The 17,724-nt window shown below is 68.6% G+C and carries 20 protein-coding genes; 9 read left to right on the forward strand and 11 right to left on the reverse strand.

The genetic code is table 11. From position 1 onward, the window contains the following. From ACWZHB_RS14715 to ACWZHB_RS14725, 3 genes are all read right to left on the reverse strand, one after another. A complete protein-coding gene (locus ACWZHB_RS14715) occupies window positions 1–492 on the reverse strand; it encodes an FxsA family protein (RefSeq protein WP_427908500.1) in 492 nt (163 codons plus the stop codon). Window positions 493–564: 72 nt separating this feature from the next. Further along, complete coding sequence (locus ACWZHB_RS14720) at window positions 565–1,224, reverse strand: response regulator (protein WP_427908501.1); 660 nt, start codon at window positions 1,222–1,224, stop codon at window positions 565–567. A 21-nt stretch (window positions 1,225–1,245) separates the two neighbouring features. Next, window positions 1,246–2,421 carry a sensor histidine kinase gene (locus ACWZHB_RS14725; protein WP_427908502.1) on the reverse strand — a complete coding sequence of 392 codons (1,176 nt, stop codon included), beginning with the start codon at window positions 2,419–2,421 and terminating at the stop codon, window positions 1,246–1,248. Between the two features lie 55 nt (window positions 2,422–2,476). On the opposite strand from ACWZHB_RS14725, the gene ACWZHB_RS14730 reads away from it, so the two are divergent. Next, window positions 2,477–3,244: a TSUP family transporter gene (locus ACWZHB_RS14730; protein ID WP_427908503.1), complete on the forward strand. Its 768-nt coding sequence runs from the start codon at window positions 2,477–2,479 to the stop codon at window positions 3,242–3,244. Here the strand turns inward: ACWZHB_RS14730 and ACWZHB_RS14735 are convergent. Then, window positions 3,241–3,834 carry a TetR/AcrR family transcriptional regulator gene (locus ACWZHB_RS14735; protein WP_427908504.1) on the reverse strand — a complete coding sequence of 198 codons (594 nt, stop codon included), beginning with the start codon at window positions 3,832–3,834 and terminating at the stop codon, window positions 3,241–3,243. The genes ACWZHB_RS14730 and ACWZHB_RS14735 overlap by 4 nt on opposite strands. A gap of 271 nt (window positions 3,835–4,105) precedes the next feature. Between ACWZHB_RS14735 and ACWZHB_RS14740 the strand changes: the two genes are divergently transcribed. The 3 genes from ACWZHB_RS14740 (at window position 4,106) to ACWZHB_RS14750 (ending at window position 7,970) form a co-directional block, all read left to right on the forward strand. Continuing rightward, entirely contained in the window at window positions 4,106–5,638 is a 1,533-nt protein-coding gene (locus ACWZHB_RS14740) for a TldD/PmbA family protein (protein WP_427908505.1), read from the forward strand. A gap of 8 nt (window positions 5,639–5,646) precedes the next feature. Next, window positions 5,647–7,026 (forward strand): metallopeptidase TldD-related protein, encoded by a 1,380-nt coding sequence (locus ACWZHB_RS14745; RefSeq protein ID WP_427909170.1) that lies wholly within the window; start codon window positions 5,647–5,649, stop codon window positions 7,024–7,026. A 107-nt stretch (window positions 7,027–7,133) separates the two neighbouring features. Continuing rightward, a complete protein-coding gene (locus ACWZHB_RS14750) occupies window positions 7,134–7,970 on the forward strand; it encodes an HAD family hydrolase (protein ID WP_427908506.1) in 837 nt (278 codons plus the stop codon). Here ACWZHB_RS14750 and ACWZHB_RS14755 read toward each other — a convergent pair. After that, a complete protein-coding gene (locus tag ACWZHB_RS14755) occupies window positions 7,963–9,114 on the reverse strand; it encodes an erythromycin esterase family protein (protein ID WP_427908507.1) in 1,152 nt (383 codons plus the stop codon). The two genes, ACWZHB_RS14750 and ACWZHB_RS14755, sit on opposite strands and share 8 nt — an antisense overlap. 82 nt (window positions 9,115–9,196) lie before the next feature. Here ACWZHB_RS14755 and ACWZHB_RS14760 point away from each other — a divergent pair, with 82 nt between their 5' ends. Further along, entirely contained in the window at window positions 9,197–9,904 is a 708-nt protein-coding gene (locus tag ACWZHB_RS14760; RefSeq protein ID WP_427908508.1) for a TioE family transcriptional regulator, read from the forward strand. Window positions 9,905–9,916: 12 nt separating this feature from the next. After that, the gene (locus ACWZHB_RS14765; protein WP_427908509.1) at window positions 9,917–10,327 is read left to right on the forward strand and encodes a VOC family protein; all 411 of its coding nucleotides are present in this window, start codon (window positions 9,917–9,919) and stop codon (window positions 10,325–10,327) included. A gap of 6 nt (window positions 10,328–10,333) precedes the next feature. On the opposite strand, the gene ACWZHB_RS14770 is transcribed toward ACWZHB_RS14765, so the two are convergent. Continuing rightward, entirely contained in the window at window positions 10,334–11,623 is a 1,290-nt protein-coding gene (locus tag ACWZHB_RS14770) for an acetyl-CoA C-acyltransferase (RefSeq protein ID WP_427908510.1), read from the reverse strand. Window positions 11,624–11,699: 76 nt separating this feature from the next. Then, on the reverse strand, window positions 11,700–12,080 hold the full coding sequence (locus ACWZHB_RS14775; RefSeq protein WP_427908511.1) for a PPOX class F420-dependent oxidoreductase: 381 nt from the start codon (window positions 12,078–12,080) through the stop codon (window positions 11,700–11,702). Between the two features lie 116 nt (window positions 12,081–12,196). On the opposite strand from ACWZHB_RS14775, the gene ACWZHB_RS14780 reads away from it, so the two are divergent. After that, on the forward strand, window positions 12,197–12,910 hold the full coding sequence (locus ACWZHB_RS14780) for a VOC family protein (RefSeq protein ID WP_427908512.1): 714 nt from the start codon (window positions 12,197–12,199) through the stop codon (window positions 12,908–12,910). Window positions 12,911–13,128: 218 nt separating this feature from the next. Continuing rightward, window positions 13,129–13,893 (forward strand): 2-phosphosulfolactate phosphatase, encoded by a 765-nt coding sequence (locus ACWZHB_RS14785; protein WP_427908513.1) that lies wholly within the window; start codon window positions 13,129–13,131, stop codon window positions 13,891–13,893. A 62-nt stretch (window positions 13,894–13,955) separates the two neighbouring features. Here ACWZHB_RS14785 and ACWZHB_RS14790 read toward each other — a convergent pair whose 3' ends face one another. The 3 genes from ACWZHB_RS14790 to ACWZHB_RS14800 form a co-directional block, all read right to left on the reverse strand. After that, entirely contained in the window at window positions 13,956–14,480 is a 525-nt protein-coding gene (locus tag ACWZHB_RS14790; RefSeq protein WP_427908514.1) for a hypothetical protein, read from the reverse strand. Window positions 14,481–14,630: 150 nt separating this feature from the next. Continuing rightward, window positions 14,631–15,398, reverse strand: a complete 768-nt coding sequence (gene map, locus ACWZHB_RS14795; RefSeq protein ID WP_427908515.1) for a type I methionyl aminopeptidase — start codon at window positions 15,396–15,398, stop codon at window positions 14,631–14,633. A gap of 60 nt (window positions 15,399–15,458) precedes the next feature. Continuing rightward, window positions 15,459–16,274: a mycofactocin-coupled SDR family oxidoreductase gene (locus ACWZHB_RS14800; RefSeq protein ID WP_427908516.1), complete on the reverse strand. Its 816-nt coding sequence runs from the start codon at window positions 16,272–16,274 to the stop codon at window positions 15,459–15,461. A gap of 136 nt (window positions 16,275–16,410) precedes the next feature. On the opposite strand from ACWZHB_RS14800, the gene ACWZHB_RS14805 reads away from it, so the two are divergent. After that, window positions 16,411–16,674: a helix-turn-helix domain-containing protein gene (locus ACWZHB_RS14805; RefSeq protein ID WP_427908517.1), complete on the forward strand. Its 264-nt coding sequence runs from the start codon at window positions 16,411–16,413 to the stop codon at window positions 16,672–16,674. 43 nt (window positions 16,675–16,717) lie between these two features. Here the strand turns inward: ACWZHB_RS14805 and ACWZHB_RS14810 are convergent, their stop codons facing one another. Beyond that, window positions 16,718–17,650 (reverse strand): SDR family NAD(P)-dependent oxidoreductase, encoded by a 933-nt coding sequence (locus tag ACWZHB_RS14810; RefSeq protein WP_427908518.1) that lies wholly within the window; start codon window positions 17,648–17,650, stop codon window positions 16,718–16,720. Between the last annotated feature and the right edge of the window lie 74 nt (window positions 17,651–17,724).

Consider the following 17,724-nt stretch of genomic DNA (forward strand, 5'->3'; position numbering starts at 1 on the left):
TCAGGCGGGGCCGAGTGCGCGCGGACCGCTGGTGTGACCGTCGTCGTACCACTGACCGACCACGGTGCCGTCGACCACGTCACCGTCGGCGTCGACGACCATCCCGCGATACGGCGAGGGCGCGAACGAGGGCAGCGGACCGAACCGCCGGGTGCCCAGCTTCTCCAGCGCCGGTCGCAGCAACGCCCTGGTCGGCGGGAACAGCGCGAGCAGGCCGACGACTCCGGTCACCAGGCCGGGCACGAACAGCAGCACCGATCCGGTGGCCACGATCACCCCGTCGGCGACCGCGCTCTCGGCGGTCACCTCACCGCGCGAGGCCCGCCGGAATCGGTCGAACACCCGCCTGCCCTGCCGTCCGAGCAGCACCAATCCCACGCCCGACACCGCGACGAGCACGAGCAGCGCCCAGCCGACGCCGATCAACTGAGCGAGACCGACGAGGGCGGCGATCTCGACGACGAGGTAGAGGACGAACAGCAGGGCGGTCATGGCGATCCTTTCGGACGATCTATCCCCTCAACGCACGAGCGCCCGATTTTTCTCCCGAGCGGGCAGGCAGGTTCAGGCACCGGGCCGCACGAGCCCGGTTTCGTAGGCCAGCACCACCGCCTGTACCCGGTCGCGCAAGCCGAGTTTGGTGAGTACCCGGCCGACGTGTGTTTTCACGGTCGCCTCCGACAGGAACAGCGCCGTGGCGATCTCGGCGTTGGAGCGACCGACCGCGATCTGTTCGAGCACTTCGCGTTCGCGCGCGGTGAGGACATCGAGAATCTTCGGGTCGCGCAGGCTGGTCGGGTCCTCGGCGACGAGCCGGTCGAGCAGGCGCTTGGTGACCTTGGGCGAGACCACCGCGTCACCGGCGGCCACGCTGCGGATGGCCGAGATGAGATCCTCGGGCGGGGTGTCCTTGAGCAGGAATCCGCTCGCACCGGCACGCAGCGCACCGAGGGCGTGCTCGTCGAGGTCGAAGGTGGTCATCACGAGCACCCGCACGCCCTCGCCCGCGGCGACGATCCGCGAGGTGGCGGTGACCCCGTCGACGACCGGCATCCGCACGTCCATCAGCACCACATCGGGACGCAGTTCACTCGCGCGCCGCACCGCCTCGTCACCGTTGCCCGCTTCGCCGATCACATCGATGTCGGGGTGCGCGCCGAGCACCATCTTCAGGCCCATTCGCATGAGTTCCTGATCGTCCACCACGAGCACGCTGATCGGCATTGCCCCACCATAGTGGGCGGATCAATCCGTTTCGGTGCGCAGCGGAAGGTCGGCCCGCACCTGCCAGCGCCCGTCGTCGAGCCTGCCCGCGTGCAGTGTGCCGCCGAGAACCGCGACCCGTTCGCGCATCCCGACCAGGCCCATTCCCGTGCCGGGGATCTCGGCACCCGCGCTCACCTTGGCCGGAACGCCACCGCTGTCGGTGACTTCGACGAGGATGTCTTCCTCGCGCCGGTGCACCCGGACCACCGCCTTCGGCTCCGCCCCCGCGTGGCGCAGGGTATTGGTGAGCGACTCCTGCACGATGCGATGCACGCCGAGGCTCACCTCGGGGGCGATGTCGTCGAGCTCACCGGTCAACTCGAGATCAACGGCCAGACCGGCCTCACGCATCATCTGAGCCAGCTTCGCGATACCCGCGCTCCCGTGTTGCGGCAGCAGTTCCGGTGCGTGCTCGGTGCGCAGCAGGGCGACGGTGCGGCGCAGTTCACGCAGGGCGTCGCGCCCGGTCCCGGCGATGGTGGCGAGCGCGCGTTCAGCGGTTTCCGGGTCCTCGCGCAGGGCGTATTTGGCCCCGTCGGCCTGCACGATGATGACGCTCACCGCATGTGCGACCACGTCGTGGAGTTCGCGGGCGATGCGGGTGCGTTCGGCGGCGACCGCGTCGTGCGCGCGGCGTTCCTTGTCGTAGTCGGCGACCGCGAGCCGGGCCGCGACCTCGGAGTCGTAGGCATGCCTGGCACCGTTGAACTCGGCCAGCGTCCAGCACAGCGCGTAGATGAGTCCCGCCATCGCCAGGTCGCCGCCCCGCGGCAGGTCGAGCAGCACGACCGACGCCGCCATGTCGACCGCGAGGAAGGCCAGGAAGATGAGCCCCTCACGTCGGCCGACATAGGCGACAAGCGTGTAGAGCATCACCCCGAGCCCGATCAGCGCGACGTGGTCGGCCGTCAGATCGTCGACCAGGTAGCCGATCAGGGTGTTCAGCAAGGACAACACCAGCAGCGCCGCCGCCACCGTCCGCGGGTACACCCGCCGCAGGATCAGCGGCAACGGCAGAATCACCGAGAAGATCAGGTACACGACCTTGTTGCGCTCGTCGCCCACGCCGAGGGCATCGAGGAACAGGAGCAATCCCGCGAGAATCGAGTCGGCGACGATGGGTCGTCCGCGTAGCCACAGGCTGAACCGGCGCACCGGCCCAGCGTAGCCCCGGCTGGCTTTCCGGCCGTGATCTTGATTGCCTGGTCGTGTGCAAATCGGAGACTGGACGGTCCTGCTGGTGGCCGCGGCGGCAGCGGGCTGGGTCGACGCCGTGGTCGGCGGCGGCGGACTGATCATTCTGCCGACGCTGTTCCTCGTCGTCCCCGGCATCGCGCCGCAGACCGCCCTCGGTACCAACAAACTCGCCGCGCTGGCAGGCACCGCGACCGCGGTGGCGACCTTCGCGCGCAGGGTGCCGATGCAGTGGAAGGTGCTGCTGCCCGGTGCGGTGATCGCCGCGATCACGGCCGCCTGCGGTGCGGCAGCGGTCTCGCTGATCGACCGCGACCTGTTCATTCCTCTGGTCATGGTGGTGCTTGTCGGGGTGGCGGTGTTCGTGACCTTGCGGCCCTCGGTCGGCCTCACGATGGCCACCCATCCCCCGACGCGACGCAAGGTGATCCTGGTGATCGGCCTCGCCTCCGGCCTGATCGGCCTCTACGACGGACTGCTCGGCCCGGGCACCGGTACCTTCCTGATCATCACCTTCGCGACGCTGCTCGGGACCGAGTTCGTCCGGGCGGCGGCGATGGCGAAGGTGATCAACTGCGGCTCGAATGTGGGCGCGTTGCTGTTTCTCGGCTCGACCGGTCACATCCTGTGGGGCCTCGGCGCCGGCATGGCGGTGGCCAATGTGCTCGGCGCACTGGTCGGTTCACGGATGGCGCTGGCCAAGGGCGCCGGTTTCGTGCGGATCGTGTTGCTGGTCGTGGTGGTCGTGATGGTGATCCGGTTGGGCTGGCAGCAGTTCGGTTAGCGCACCGGTTCGGCGGGCGCGGAGGCGGCGAGCCACGGCTGCAGGACCCGCGAGGTGGTCTCGTGGATCTTGCGATGCAGGCGCTCACCGTCGTCGATGCCGTGCTGGGGCTGCTGGAACAGCACCGTCAGCGCGCCCGATACCGCGCCGACCACGGCACCGACCAGCGCGGCGGCGCCGACCTCGTCGAGTTCGTGCGGGAACGCGATGTGCAACTGGTGCGCGATCTCGCGCTGCGCGACCAATTGCGCGTGCGCGGCGCGACCGCTCACCGAGGGGACCGTCCGCGAGACCCGCGCCCGCAATGCCGCCACCCGCGAGCCCACATCGTCGACGAGGCGTTCGCCGGGGTTGTCACCCGCGGCGCGTAAGGCGCGCAGCAACACCTCCACCGGGCGCTCGCCGGGCCGACGCGTGGCGATGGCGGCGACGGCCGCGCGCACCCGTTCGTCGGGCTCGGGGAAGAGCAGTTCCTCTTTGCTCGCGAAGTAGTTGAAGAAGGTCCGGGTGCCGACCTCGGCCGCGGCCGCGATGTCGGCAACGGTCGTTTCCTCGTACCCTCTGGCCTCGAACAATTCGACGGCGGCCACGAGGATCGCACGTCGGGTTCGTTCCCTTTTTCGATCGCGCAGGGCAGATGGCGGCACGGCGGGCACCCTACGGCATTTCCGGCACCGCTCGCGGGAGGAGGCGGAGTCCGCGCGTCACGGTAACGACTGTCGCAACCGGCTTTTCGCGCGCGATCGCACCCGGTGTCATGACACGAGCTGCAGGTCGGCAGCCGGTGCATCGATCCGACATGACGCCGGTCGATGCGGTTCCGGCGCACAGGTGTCGGTGGCACCGGTTAGCGTAGGTCCGGTGAGGGATACCACGACTTCCAGAGATGTGGACGAGGAGTTCCGCGGGCTCGGGCTCGGCGCACTGGCCGAGGCCGCGCTGTCGGCGGCCCGCGCGGCCGGCGCCGACCATGCCGATCTGCGCGTGCAACGTCTGGTGACCCAGTCGATCCGGTTGCGCGACGGGCGCGTCGAAGCGGTCACCGATGCGACCGAGCTGGGGCTGGCGGTGCGGGTGATCGTCGACGGCACCTGGGGTTTCGCCTCGCACGCCGCGCTCACGCCCGCGACCGCCGCCGAGGTGGCGCGGCGCGCGGTGAAGGTGGCCCGCGCATTGCGCTCGCTGAATCGGGAGCGCGTCGAACTCGCCGATGAGCCACGCTACGACAACGTCTCGTGGGTCTCGGCCTACGATCTCGACCCGTTCGCGGTGCCGACCGCCGACAAAGTGGCGCTGCTGCAGGACTATTCGGAACGCCTTACGGCGGCCGATGGTGTCGACCACGTGACCGCCTCGGTCTTGCAGGTCAAGGAACAGTCCTTCTACGCCGACACCGCGGGTTCGTCGATCACCCAGCAGCGGGTGCGTCTGCATCCCCAGTTGGAGGCCGTCACCGTCGACTCCGCGTCGGGCGTCTTCGAGACGATGCGCACCCTCGCCGCACCCGCGGGCCGGGGCTGGGAGTACGTCACCGGTGCCGACGGAACATGGGACTGGACCGGCGAACTCGCGCGAATCCCCGGCTGGCTGGCCGAGAAGGTGAAGGCGCCCAGCGTCGTCGCCGGCCCCACCGACCTGGTGATCGACCCGACGAACCTGTGGCTCACGATCCACGAATCCATCGGTCACGCCACCGAATACGACCGGGCGATCGGCTACGAATCCGCTTACGCCGGTACCTCGTTCGCGACGCCCGATCAGCTCGGGACCTTGCGGTACGGCACGCCGATCATGCACGTCACCGGTGACCGCACCCAGGTCAACGGCTTGAGCACCGTCGGTTACGACGACGAGGGTGTGGCGGGCCAGCAGTGGGATCTGGTGCGCGACGGCGTGCTCGTCGGCTACCAGCTCGACCGCGTGTTCGCCCCACGTCTCGGGCTCGACCGCTCCAACGGTTGCTCGTATGCCGATTCGCCACACCACGTTCCGATCCAGCGGATGGCGAACGTGTCGTTGCAGCCCGACCCTGAACGAGACACCAGCACCGCCGACCTGATCTCCCGGGTGCAGGACGGCATCTACATCGTCGGCGACAAGTCCTGGTCGATCGACATGCAGCGCTACAACTTCCAGTTCACCGGACAGCGGTTCTTCCGAATTCGCGACGGCGAGCTGGACGGGCAACTGCGCGACGTCGCCTACCAGGCCACGACCACCGATTTCTGGGGGTCGATGGAAGCGGTCGGCGGACCGAGCACCTGGCAGCTCGGCGGCGCGTTCAACTGCGGCAAAGCGCAGCCCGGTCAGGTGGCGGCGGTGAGCCACGGCTGCCCGTCGGTCCTGGTGCGCGGGGTCAACATTCTCAATACCCGGACGGAGGGCGGTCAGTGAGCGAGGGTCTGTTCCCGGCGGGCGCGGTGGTCGAGCGTGCGCTGGCGGCGTCGAAAGCCGACGAGGCGATCGTGATCGTCACCGACGCGCACGACGCGTCGCTGCGGTGGGCCGGTAATTCGATGACCACCAATGGTTCGTCTGTTTCGCGGGAGTGGGCGGTGATCTCGGTGTTCCGCGACGGCCCCACCACCGCACGGGTGGGCTCCATCAGCTCCACCAGTGTGGACCCCACCGAGATCGATGCCGTGGTGCGGGCCAGCGAGGAAGCCGCTCGCACGGCCGCCCCGGCGCGCGACGCGATGCCGCTCCTGGAGCCCACCGACGACGACACCGCCACCTGGGACCAGGCGCCCGGTGCCACCGAGATCGAGGTCTTCGCCGGATTGGCGCGTGACCTCTCGACCGGCTTCGACGGCACCGACCGCCTCTACGGATTCGCCCACCACCAGGTGCACACCACCTGGCTCGGCACCTCGACCGGTATCCGTCGCCGGTTCAGCCAGCCGACCGGTTCGGTGGAAATCAACGGTAAACGCGGCGAGGGCAAGGATCTGGCCAGCGCGTGGGTGGGGGTCGGCACCGCCGACTTCACCGACGTCGACACCCCGGGCCTGCTCGCCGAGCTGTCACGGCGCCTCGACTGGTCCAAGCGCCGCGTCGATCTCCCCGCGGGCCGCTACGAAACCCTCCTGCCGCCGTCGTCGGTCGCCGATCTGATGATCTACCTGGCCTGGAGCATGGAAGGCCGTGGCGCCCACGAAGGCCACACCGCCTTCTCCCGCGCCGGTGGCACGCGAATCGGTGAGCGGCTCAGCGACATTCCGCTCACCCTGTACTCCGACCCGAACGCGAGCGGTCTCGAATACCGGCCGTTCGTCGCGACTGCGTCGTCATCGGAATCACTGTCGGTGTTCGACAACGGCTTGTCCGCGCGACGCGTCGACTGGATCGGCAACGGCGTCATCGAATCGCTGGTCTACCCGCGCGCGACGGCCGCCGAATTCTGCGCACCCGCCACCATTCCCGGCGAGAACCTGCTACTCACCGGCGGCGGCGACGCCACCCTCGACGACATGATCGCCCGCACCGAACGCGGCCTGCTCCTCACCTGCCTCTGGTACATCCGCGAGGTCGACCCCGCCACCCTCCTGCTCACCGGCCTCACCCGCGACGGCGTCTACCTCGTCGAAAACGGCCAGGTCACCGGCGCGGTCAACAACTTCCGCTTCAACGAAAGCCCCCTCGACCTGCTACGCCGAGTATCGGAAGCGGGAGCCACCGAGATCACCCTGCCCCGCGAATGGAAGGACTGGTTCACCCGCACCGCCATGCCCCCACTCCGCATCCCGGATTTCCACATGTCCTCGGTCAGCCAGGCGACCTAGCGGGGGTTGGCCCACAACGGTCGACCGTCTGGGTAGACGCCGATTAGTCCCGTCGGCCCGCCTCATCCCGACGTGGTCGTCGACGTGGCGCGTGACAGCATGATCGGGTGACTCGAATCCGGATGTTCGCCACCGACCTCGACGGCACCTTGCTGCGTTCCGATCGCACCGTCTCGCCGCGGACCGCCGAAGCCATGGCCGGCGCGCAGGCGGCGGGGATCGAGGTGGTGTGGGCGACGGCGCGTGCTCGGCATTCGGTGCACGAGTTGGCGCAGTCGTGCGGTTTCCGGGGTAAGGCGGTGTGCGCCAATGGTGCTGTGCTGCTCGACCTCGCCGACGGGACGCCTGAGATCATCGACACCGTGTCGATCGACGAGGATGCGGCGGGTGTGGTGATGTCACAGATCCGCGCGCTGATTCCCGGCGTTGTGTTCGCCAATGTCGGCGCTACCCGGTTCGTCGCCGAGCCTGCCTATGCCGCGCTGTGCAAGTTCAGCGATCATCATCGCCATCCACATGAGATGGCGTTGTCGGAGACCTTGCCGACCGGACTCGAAGCGATGGTGAAGATCGTTGCCCGTCATCCCGAGTTGCCCGGCGCGGAGCTGTACCGGACGGCGGTGGCGGTCGGGATCACCGGGGTGGAGCTGACGCATTCCGGTGCGGCCTATATGGAGATGGCCGCCGAAGGTGTGTCGAAAGCCAGTGCGCTGGAACGGTTGTGCGCGCTCGACGGCATCGACCTGTCGGAGGTCGCGGCCGCGGGGGACGCGCTCAACGATGTCGCGATGCTGACGTGGGCGGGTACCGCGCTGGTGCCTGCCAACGCGGTCCCCGAGGTCATCGCCCTCGCCGACCAGGTCCTACCGACCAACGACGAGGACGGTGTGGCTGCCTACCTGGAGGAATTGGTGCGCTCGGCACAGCGCGACTCGGCTACCTGACCGATGCCCGCGCGCGACCAACGTCGAGGTGCAGGATCGTGTCCGCCGTGGCCACGGTGTCCGCATCCAGCGGGAAGTACCCCTGTTCCTGGGTCACATCGGTGCGGGTATGTCCTGGTCCGAGTTCTGCCGCCGGGATCAAACCCCACGTGTCGATGCGCTTGTGCAGCGTGTGCTCGTAGGTGCCCGGCTGGGGTTCGGCGAGTTCGAGGCCGTCGCTGCGGCCCAAACTGCCGAGGATCACCCCGTACTGCTCCCCCAGCAGCGATCCCACGATCGCTCCCGCGCCGGACCAGACGAGTTCCATCGGCCCCATCTGCATGATGCTGGTGTTGCGGCGCAGATGCAGGTTGTGCGAGTACACCAGCGTCGGCCCACGGCGCGCCTCGACCGACCGGATATCAAGGAGGTTCTGGGCCATGAGCGCGTCACGGGCGGCGGCCAGGCTGTTCCATCGCACGCCGTCCTCGGTCGGAGCCGCGGCCTGCCGGTGATAGCGCAGCAGGCCGATGCCGGCAGTGAGATGGATTGCCGTCCTTCGCCACTCGGCGAGTGAGGTGGCCGCGATCCGCTCCGGCGCGCGGGTATAGAGGAGGGTGAGCATGTCGTCGGCCATCACCCGCAACTGCTCGGCCTCGGCGGTGGCACCGGGCGACACCTTCGCGTCCAGGACTGCTTCGCTGCGGCTCCATCGCTCGTCGCCGCCGGCCGGACCGGCGATGTCGAAGTCGAGTTCCAGGTAGTCGCGGGCGAATTCGAGGTAGGTGCGCGGGCTGGGAGCGCTCATCGTTTCCATCGCGGCGTCGAATCCGTAGAAGCCGACCTGATCCTCGGTCGCCCGACCTGCGTTGTGGTCGCGCAGCCACGCGACCAGTTCCCGGTTGCCGGTGAGTTCGCCGAAATCGTGGGAGAAGCCTGTCCGCAGCACCTCGTCGAGGTCGCCGTTGCCGCCTCGAACGAACTCGTCCACGGCGAGCGCGGCCACTCGATCCGTTTCGAGAGCGATCGACCGGAACCCACTCGCCACCAACTCGACGAACAGTTCATTGCGGATCGACGCGAAACCGGGTTCTTTGTGCGTCGGCTCCCCGAGCGCAAGCAGCTCACAGGACGAAGGGACGAAGTCGCTGATTTTCTGACTCATGTCTATCAATCGTATCGTTGACAGAACGGTGGAGACTTGATCAGGAGCTATTCGGCTGAAAGTGTCGTAAAGTCTCAAACCAGTGAGAACCCTTCGACCATCGGACCTGGCCCGCGAGCACGCGATCTCGACCCAGGCAGTCCGCAACTACGAACAGGACGGCTGCCTGCCACCGGCCGAGCGCACTCCCACCGGCTACCGGATCTACACCGACCTGCACGCGAGCGCGCTGCGCACCTACCTCACCCTGATCACCGCCTACGGCCACGCCACCGCGGGTCAGATCATGCGCGCCCTCCACGAGGACGATCTCGACAAGGCCCTCACGATCATCGACCGTGGGCACAGCCAACTCCTGCGAGACCGTGAAACCCTGACCTCGGTGCGCCGGGCCGTCGACCACCTGATCACCGAATCACCTTCTGACACCACCTTTTCAGCGGAGACCAGAACCATCGGCGAGCTCGCCCACCACCTCCGAGTCACCCCCGCCACCTTGCGTGCCTGGGAAGCAGCGGGCATCCTCACCCCCACCCGCGACCCCGCCACCGGCTACCGCCACTACGGCCCCGCCGACCTCCGCGACGCCGAACTGACCCACATCCTGCGCCGAGGCCACTACCGTCTCGACCACATCGCCACCGTCATCGGCCAGATCCGCGCCGCAGGCAGCACCGAGGCGCTGGCGCGCGCCCTCGCCGACTGGCAGGCGAGAATCACCACCCAGGGCCGCGCGATGCTCGACGCCGCCGCAGCGCTGAGCCGATATTCCGCCGCGCTACACCGCTAGGCTGGAACGACCATGCCAGACCTTCTCGGAATCAACCACCTGACGTTGAGCACCACAGATCTCGATCAGCTCGTGCGGTATTACACCGAATTCCTCGGCGCGACACTGGCTTTCGAGCGGGCTGCCACCCCAGCCGATCCACGGATCGCGGTTGTCGACGTCGGCGGCGCCGATCACCTGATGCTCGTGGAGACCACCACCCCGCCGCTCACCGATCGCGATCCCCTCGCACGCGCGGGATGGGGTCTGCGCGTCGGCACGCTGGAGCAACTGCGTGCGGTTCGCGAGCACCTCGCGGACGCGGGCTTGCCGGTCGGCCCGATCGAGACCCTGCCCACGCAGTGGACGATGACGGCCGTCGACCCCGACGGACGCCCCGTGGACCTCCGGGCGCACCGTCCCCGCCGCGGTGCGCCCGGCTGAGCTGTGCTAGACGCGTTCGAGTACCGCAGACGCGCCGATACCGCCTGCCGCGCAGATCCCCAGCAGCGCCGTCTCTTTCCCGGTACGGGCCAGTTCAGCGGCCATGGTGGTGACCATGCGGGCACCGGTGGCGCCGAACGGGTGGCCCAGCGAGATCGAGCCGCCGTGCACGTTCAGCTTGTCGATGTCGACGGTGCCGACCGGCTCGTCGCGGTCGAGGCGCGCCTTGGCCCAGTCGGTACTCTCCAGCATCCGCAGCACCGAGAGAGTCTGGGCGGCGAAGGCTTCGTGGATATCGACGAGGTCGATGTCGGCCAGCGTCATGCCCGCCTTGTCGAGGGCGCGCGGCATCGAGATCGCCGGGCCGATGAGGACCTGGTCGGCGGGGTCGACGCTGACGAAACTCCACGAGCGGAAGGCAGCCTGCGGGGTGAATCCGAGGGCGCGCGCCTTCTCCTCGCTCATCAGCAACACCGCCGACGCGCCGTCGGTGAGCGGGCTGGCATTGCCCGCGGTGACGGTGCCGTTCTTCTCGAACACCGGCTTCAGGGTGGCGAGTTTCTCGATGCTCGTGTTCGCCCGGACGAGCCCGTCGACGTCGATCAGCTTGCCCGACGGCGTCGTGACCGGCACGACCTCGTCGTCGAAGCGTCCCGAGGCGATCGCGGCCGCGGCGCGCTGATGCGAGCGGGCGGCGAAAGCATCCTGATCAGCGCGGGAGATGCCGTTGATCCGCGCCATCTTCTCCGCGGACTCCCCCATCACCTCGCCGGTGGTGCGCTCGGCGATCTTGGGCTGGCGCGGCAAGATGTCGGTGAACGGCGCGAGCTGGCGGACGACGTCGAGGTAGTCCATCGCCTTCGGCTTGCCGAGGGCGACCGGCGCGACCGCGTGCACGACCTTCTGCGGCAGCTTGATCTCGGCATTGCTGGTGGAATCGCTGCCACCGGCGATCATGATGTCGTACTCGCCGCGTTCGATCGCCGCGGCCGCCGAGGTCACCGCCTGCAGACCGGACGCGCACGCGCGGGTGACGGTGTACCCCTCGCACCCGAAGTCCAGGTTCAGATCGAGGGCGATCTCCCGCGCGATATTGGGCGCGTGACTCGGCAGGACCACCCCGCCCCAGACAATGGACTGGATCTCGCCGGGTGCGATCCCGGTCCGCTCGATCAGCCCGCGGACGGCCGCGCCGGCCAGGGCGATGCTGTCGAGGCGGGTGAAGTCGGTGAACGCGCGCACGAACGGTGTCCGTGCGCCCGCGACGACGACGGCTCGGTTGCGTTTCACGGCCATGTGAGTCCCTTCGGAAGTGCTGCCGAAGACTCACAGTATCCGATACCAGCGGTTCTGCATATCGGATCGGCACACATCAGGCAGGCGTGATCTCGATACCGATCGTGCCGGCCTTGCCCCGGCGCAGATTGCTGCCGAGGATCACAAGTGGCCCGGTCAGCCAGTACTTCTTGCGCAGCGCCGACCGGAGTTCGTCGGTCTCGGCCGCGTCGAGCAGCCGTGCGGTGCCGGTCACGATGGCACCGTGTGCATCCCCGCGCACGGTGCAGGGTTGCACCGTCACCTCGGGGTTGCGCCGGACCCGCTTGACCTTCCAGCTGTCGGTGACCGTCCAGACGAACAGCTTGTCCTCGCGCGCCACCGCCCAGACGGGCGTACCCACGGGAGTGCCGTCCTTGCGGAATGTGGTGAGCAGTACGTAATTCGCGGTCGCCAGTTCGCCGAGGCGGTTCGTCATGCGCACAGCCTAGTGGGCGCGGCGAACCTTGGCCGAGTGGCCGAAAGAGGTATGGGCGCTTTCTCGAAACTCTTCGTAACCTCGAGGCGAATCGACTCTCCGACGAAAGGCCGACTGTGACCGATACCGCGGTGCCCCTGCTGTGGAGCGGCGACCTGCCGAGCACGCTCGAGTTCTACCGAGCGCTCGGCTACACCGTCACCCATGAGCAAACCCGCCCCTACGTGTACGGCGCGATCGAGCACCATGGCTGTGCGCTGCATTTCGCACCCGCGCCGCCGGGCGTCGAACTTCCGGCGGAACACGCGGGCGCGCTGGTGATGGTCGACGACGTCGCCGCACGCCACGCCGAGTACACCGCCGCCCTGCGCGCCCACTACGGCAAGATTCCGAGCAAGGGCCGTCCACGGATCACCCGATTCCGCCCCGGCCAGTCCCGTTTCTCGCTCGTCGATCCGGTCGGCAACACCGTCCTCGTGATCCAGCGCGACGAGCCGATGGAACTCGAGTACGGCGGCTCCCGCGAACTGGAAGGCCTGGCCCGCGTCCTCGACAACGCTCGCATCCTGCGTGATTTCAAGAACGACGACCGCGCGGCGACCCGCGCCCTGGAAGCCGGGCTGCACCGCTTCGGCGCCACCGCGACCACTCTCGACCGAGCCCGCGCCTACGCCGCCCTCGCCGAACTCGCCCTCGCCGCCGAGAACCCCGACCGCCTCGCCCACTGGAAATCCGAACTCGCCACCGTCGAACTGACCCCCGAGGAGCGCACAGCGCTCGCCGCCGACGCCTCCGACCAACTCACCGCCCTGCTCACCACGACCGACTGAATCGGCCACGCAACCTCTCGGCCGCCAGGCCCCGGCCATGCCCGAACGCACCACCCGACGGCGCCTGACCCGTTGCCTGGCAACAGCACTCACGGTTGCCGCCCCCTCGGAACCGGCTCGGCGGGGACGACTGGTGCACCTGCTGGAGGCGACCGGAGAGGTGGCGTGCGGTGGATCCCTGTGGTGGACTGACGGATTCGGCTATTGGGGAGGTCGGTGTGCGATCGAGACCGCAGTGGGCGCGGCAGGACGGGTTCGGGATCCGGGTGGAGTGGGGGCGAGCCGGGGCGGCGGCGCTCGGGCCTGGCGCTGGATGTCTGGTGGTGATCGATGTGTTGTCGTTCACGACGTCAGTGTCGGTGGCTACCGCTGCGGGTACCGCGGTGTTTCCGTATCGGTGGCGGGATGATTCGGCGCGGGCCTTCGCCGCGGCGAAGGCCGCCGAGTTGGCTGTCGGACGACGCGAGGGCGGGCCGTGGTCGTTGTCGCCGGCGGCGATCCGGCGCGCGCCGTTCACCGAACGCCTCGTGCTGCCATCACCCAACGGATCCACGATCGCGGCAGCTGTCGAGGGAACGCCGGTTGTCGCTGCCTGTCTGCGCAATGTCAGCGCCGTTGCCGATTGGCTTCTCGCCCAGCGCTGGGGCACTCCCGATCGCCCGATCGCGATCATTGCCGCGGGCGAGCACTGGCCGGGCACCGATATCGTGCGGCCGGCGCTCGAGGACTGGCTCGGTGCCGGTGCGCTCGCCGCCGCGCTGATCGATCGCGGTCTCGCTACGCCGTCGCCCGAAGCAGCAATTGCGGCAACAGCGTTCGATGGAACAGCCGACGTGGGAGCGCTGGTCGCGGACTGCGCGTCCGGGCGTGAACTCGCCGCGATCGGTTTCGCCGAGGATGTGGCCATCGCGATCGAACTCGATTCGGATTCCACCGTGCCGGTCCTTGCCAACGGCGCGTTCGCCGATCGCCGGCCCGGATAACGCGAGAACCGGAAGCCACCGTGGTGGTGGGCGCTTTTCAGCGCCGACCACCACGGATCGGACTACTGGTTCGAGCCGATGATGCCGCCGATCACCGCCCCGATGACACAACCGGGGATGGCGCTGACGAACAGGAAGATCAGGCCGATGAGGGCGCCGATCACACAACCGATGGCGATGCCGGCGACGATATTGCCCGTCTGGTCGATGTGCTGCAACGCCGCGGGGTTCGCGATCGGGGCGCCGACGGGAGTGAGAGTGAGGGTGGTGGCCGCGGCGTCCAGTCGCGGGACCACGGTGATGGCGGGGCCGGCTACCGTCTGCACGGTTGTCGGGATGAGGCCGATGCGCTGACCGTTGGGTGCGAGAACGGCGACGCCCTCCTCGGGCGTGAGCTCGAACATGCCCGCCGTGAGTTCGACGGACGCCTGCGAACCGTCGCGCGCGACCGCGGCCGTATAAGCCACGGCGCCGTCGACACCCGCCACCGAGGGCCCGGTGAGCGGGGCGCCGTTGGCGGTGGCGGCGGTGATGCCGGTCGCCGCGACAGTGAGCACGCAGGCAGCCAGCAACTGCTTGAACATCATGGGTTGTCCCTCCGACTTGCTGATCCGACCTACCCCGAAATCAGCCCGTACCTCCCATGATGCGGCATGGCTATGTCACATTACCCACGATCGGCGGAATACGAATCGGCGTGCGGCAACACAGAATTCGCAAGCACCGCAAAGTACCGATCAGTCTCGCGAGGTGAGGATGCTCGGTCCGTCCGCGGTAATCGCGATCGTGTGCTCGCTGTGCGCGCAGCGGGAGCCGTCGGCGGAGCGGATGGTCCAGCCGTCGGCATCGGTGTAGACCTTCGCGGTGGTCGCCGCGAACCAGGGTTCGATCGCCACCGTGAGACCGGGCCGCAACCGGAACCCGCGACCGGCACGGCCGTCGTTGGCGATGTGCGGATCCTCGTGCATGGTCCGCCCGAGCCCGTGCCCACCGAACTCGGTATTGACCGGATACCCGTATCCGCGTGCGACATTCGCGATCGCCGCGGAGATGTCACCGATGCGGTTGTCCGGCTGCGCGGCCGCGATCCCGGCGGCCAGCGCCTCCTCGGTGGCCCGCACCAGTCGCGCATCCGCGGGCGCCGCGGTGCCGACGACGAACGAGATCGCCGAGTCGGCGACCCAGCCGTCGATCGACACGGCCAGGTCCGCCGTCAGCAGATCCCCATCACACAGCACATAGTCATGCGGAAGCCCGTGCAGCACAGCATCGTTCACCGCCAAACACACCGTATTGCGGAACGGGCCGCGCCCGAACGACGGCGAGTAGTCCCAATAACACGACACCGCGCCACGCTCGCGAATCCGTTCCCGCACATACGCTTCCAGCTTGAGCAGGTTCACCCCGACCGCCGCGCGGTCGCGCACCCCGGCCAGCACGTCGGCGACGAACCGGCCGGTCACCCGCATGCGCTCGATCTCCGCGGGTGATTTCAACTCCACCATCACGCCTCCAATTGGTATTTTCATACCGACACTAGCCGCGCCGGTATAAAAATACCAATGTCAGCGGTTCAGGTTGCCCATGTCCACGGGGATCTGCGCGCCGGTGATCTGGCCCGCCTCGTCCGAGCACAGCCACGCCACGGTCGCCGCGATCTCCTCCGGCTGGCAGATGTGGCTGGGCAGCGCGTTCATGAAGATGGGCGCGAGGGTGGCCCCGTACTCCTCGAACAGCGGACCCATCTCGTTGATCTGCATGCCGGTCGCCACGCCCGCCGGATGGACGGTGTTCACCCTGATCCGGTGGGCGCCGAGCTCGTTGGCCATCGTCTTGGCCAGGCCCGTGATCGCGTGTTTGGTCGCGACATAGTGGCCGGTGAACGGAATACCCTTGAGCCCCGCCACCGAACTGGTGAACACCATCGCACCGCCGTCACCCTGCGCGATCAGATGCGGCACAGCGGCTTTCGCGGTGTGCCACACACCGGTGAGATTCACGTCGATGGTCTCGCGCCACTGCTCGGCGGTGATCTCCCACGACATCGCCGCCGAACAGATTCCCGCGTTGGCCACGACCACATCGAGCCTGCCGAGCTGTTCGATCCCCGCTGCCAGCGCCGCCGAGAGCGCCTCGAAATCGCGCACGTCGGCCTTGCTCGCGACGATCTTGCCGCCCGCCGCCTCGACCAGCTGCACGGTCTCGGCCAGATCCGCCTCCGTCGCACCCGCGTAGCTCGTGCTGGCGAACTCCGCGCAGGCGTCGATCGCGATCACGTTCGCGCCCTCTTCGGCGAAACGCACCGCCTCCGCCCTGCCCTGCCCGCGCGCCGCTCCCGTGACGAAAACAACCTTGCCCTCGAACCGTCGTGTCATACCCATACCTTTCGAACCTCGATGTTCTTCCCCTGACACCTACCACCGCCATCGCCCCGGTGCGGCGAAAACGGAGATCCGATCTCAGCTTGACGGCGCCGCACCTTGGCCAACAGGTTCGCGACGGCATACCATCGGTCGCATGGTCCGTCTCCCGCTCAGTCCCGCGCAGGTCGAAGCAGGCCGCCGCCTCGGCCGCCGCCTGCGCACGGCACGCGGCGATCGCGACCTCACCGAGGTCGCCCTGCGCGCAGGCATCTCCCCCGAGACGCTGCGCAAGATCGAGTCGGGCCGGCTGCCCTCACCGGCCTTCGGCACGGTCGTCGGCCTCGCCGAGGCCCTCGCGATCCCCCTGGCCGAGCTGGCCGAGACCTACCGCGACGAGCAGGTCGCCGAGTCCGCCTGATCGCCCGCGCCGATCACCAGCGCGATCTGTTCGTCCACCGTCCTCACCGCCCGATGTCGTCCGCCGTCGCACCGTCCAGGCCGACCAGCCGTGCGCTGTCGTTCCAGAGTCGCCACCGGAGGTCGTCTCGCCGGGCGAGTTCCGACAGCTCTGGATCGGTGAGGCGGCCGCGGCGCAGTGCGACGAGAACGGGTGCCGCGGCTCCCCCGCCGGGTGCCGCGGCGTCACAGGCCAAGCGCGCCAGGGCAGTTCCCGCGGCGTCCGGTGTGTTCATCGTCGGCTGGAACCAGCGCAGCGGGGCACCGGCCGGTGTCCCGAAGACCGACCAGGCCAGCCGCAACGGTGCGGCCAGCTCGCGTGCCAAGCCGGTACCGAACACCTGTCCCGGGTCGTAGGCGATGGCGATGATGCCGCGTTCGCGCGCGACCACCAGCTCGCGCAACGCGCATGCCGTCGAGACGGCACACAACTTCGACGCCGTGTACGCGTGCTGACCCGCCCGTGCCGGATTCGACTCGCGACCGGGATCGCGGTCCGGGTGGGCGAGCAGGTCGGCATCGGCATGTCGGGGTGTCGCCAGCCCGGCACCGGTCGCCGGGTCGTAGGTGCCACTGGTGGTGAGCACGACCCGCGCGCCGTCGGCCAGCGCGGGCAGCAGCAGCCGGATCAACAGATAGTGCGCGAGATGATTCACCGCGAAGGTCGTCTCGTAGCCGTCGGTGGTGCGACCGTCGGCATCGGGCCGGATCACGCCGGCGTTCAGCACGAGGGCGTCGATTCGCTGATCCCCGAGGGATTCGCGCACAGTTGTGGCGAAATCGCGCACCGAATCCAGTCGACCGAGGTCGAGCGCGAGCGTGTCAGCAGCAGCTGCGCGGGTGCCGATGAGCAGCCGCGTACTGTCCCGTCCGGCTAGTCGCCGGGCGGCGATCGCACCGAATCCCGAACTGCCGCCGGTCATTACAACGGTGGTCATGACGGGCCCTTCCGTCGATATTCCCGTGGCGGGCCTTCCAGCGTGGCACCCCCGCGAAGCGGCTCGGCCGCCTA

This window comes from Nocardia sp. FBN12, assembly GCF_054031145.1.

Excerpts from the sequence above, each read along its gene's own strand:
- ACWZHB_RS14715 (WP_427908500.1), bottom strand. The coding sequence starts at position 492 with ATGACCGCCCTGCTGTTCGTCCTCTACCTCGTCGTCGAGATCGCCGCC.
- ACWZHB_RS14720 (WP_427908501.1), bottom strand. The coding sequence starts at position 1,224 with ATGCCGATCAGCGTGCTCGTGGTGGACGATCAGGAACTCATGCGAATG.
- ACWZHB_RS14755 (WP_427908507.1), bottom strand. The coding sequence starts at position 9,114 with ATGAGTCAGAAAATCAGCGACTTCGTCCCTTCGTCCTGTGAGCTGCTT.
- ACWZHB_RS14765 (WP_427908509.1), top strand. The coding sequence starts at position 9,917 with ATGCCAGACCTTCTCGGAATCAACCACCTGACGTTGAGCACCACAGAT.
- ACWZHB_RS14770 (WP_427908510.1), bottom strand. The coding sequence starts at position 11,623 with ATGGCCGTGAAACGCAACCGAGCCGTCGTCGTCGCGGGCGCACGGACA.
- ACWZHB_RS14775 (WP_427908511.1), bottom strand. The coding sequence starts at position 12,080 with ATGACGAACCGCCTCGGCGAACTGGCGACCGCGAATTACGTACTGCTC.
- ACWZHB_RS14790 (WP_427908514.1), bottom strand. The coding sequence starts at position 14,480 with ATGATGTTCAAGCAGTTGCTGGCTGCCTGCGTGCTCACTGTCGCGGCG.
- map (WP_427908515.1), bottom strand. The coding sequence starts at position 15,398 with ATGGTGGAGTTGAAATCACCCGCGGAGATCGAGCGCATGCGGGTGACC.
- ACWZHB_RS14800 (WP_427908516.1), bottom strand. The coding sequence starts at position 16,274 with ATGGGTATGACACGACGGTTCGAGGGCAAGGTTGTTTTCGTCACGGGA.
- ACWZHB_RS14805 (WP_427908517.1), top strand. The coding sequence starts at position 16,411 with ATGGTCCGTCTCCCGCTCAGTCCCGCGCAGGTCGAAGCAGGCCGCCGC.
- ACWZHB_RS14810 (WP_427908518.1), bottom strand. The coding sequence starts at position 17,650 with ATGACCACCGTTGTAATGACCGGCGGCAGTTCGGGATTCGGTGCGATC.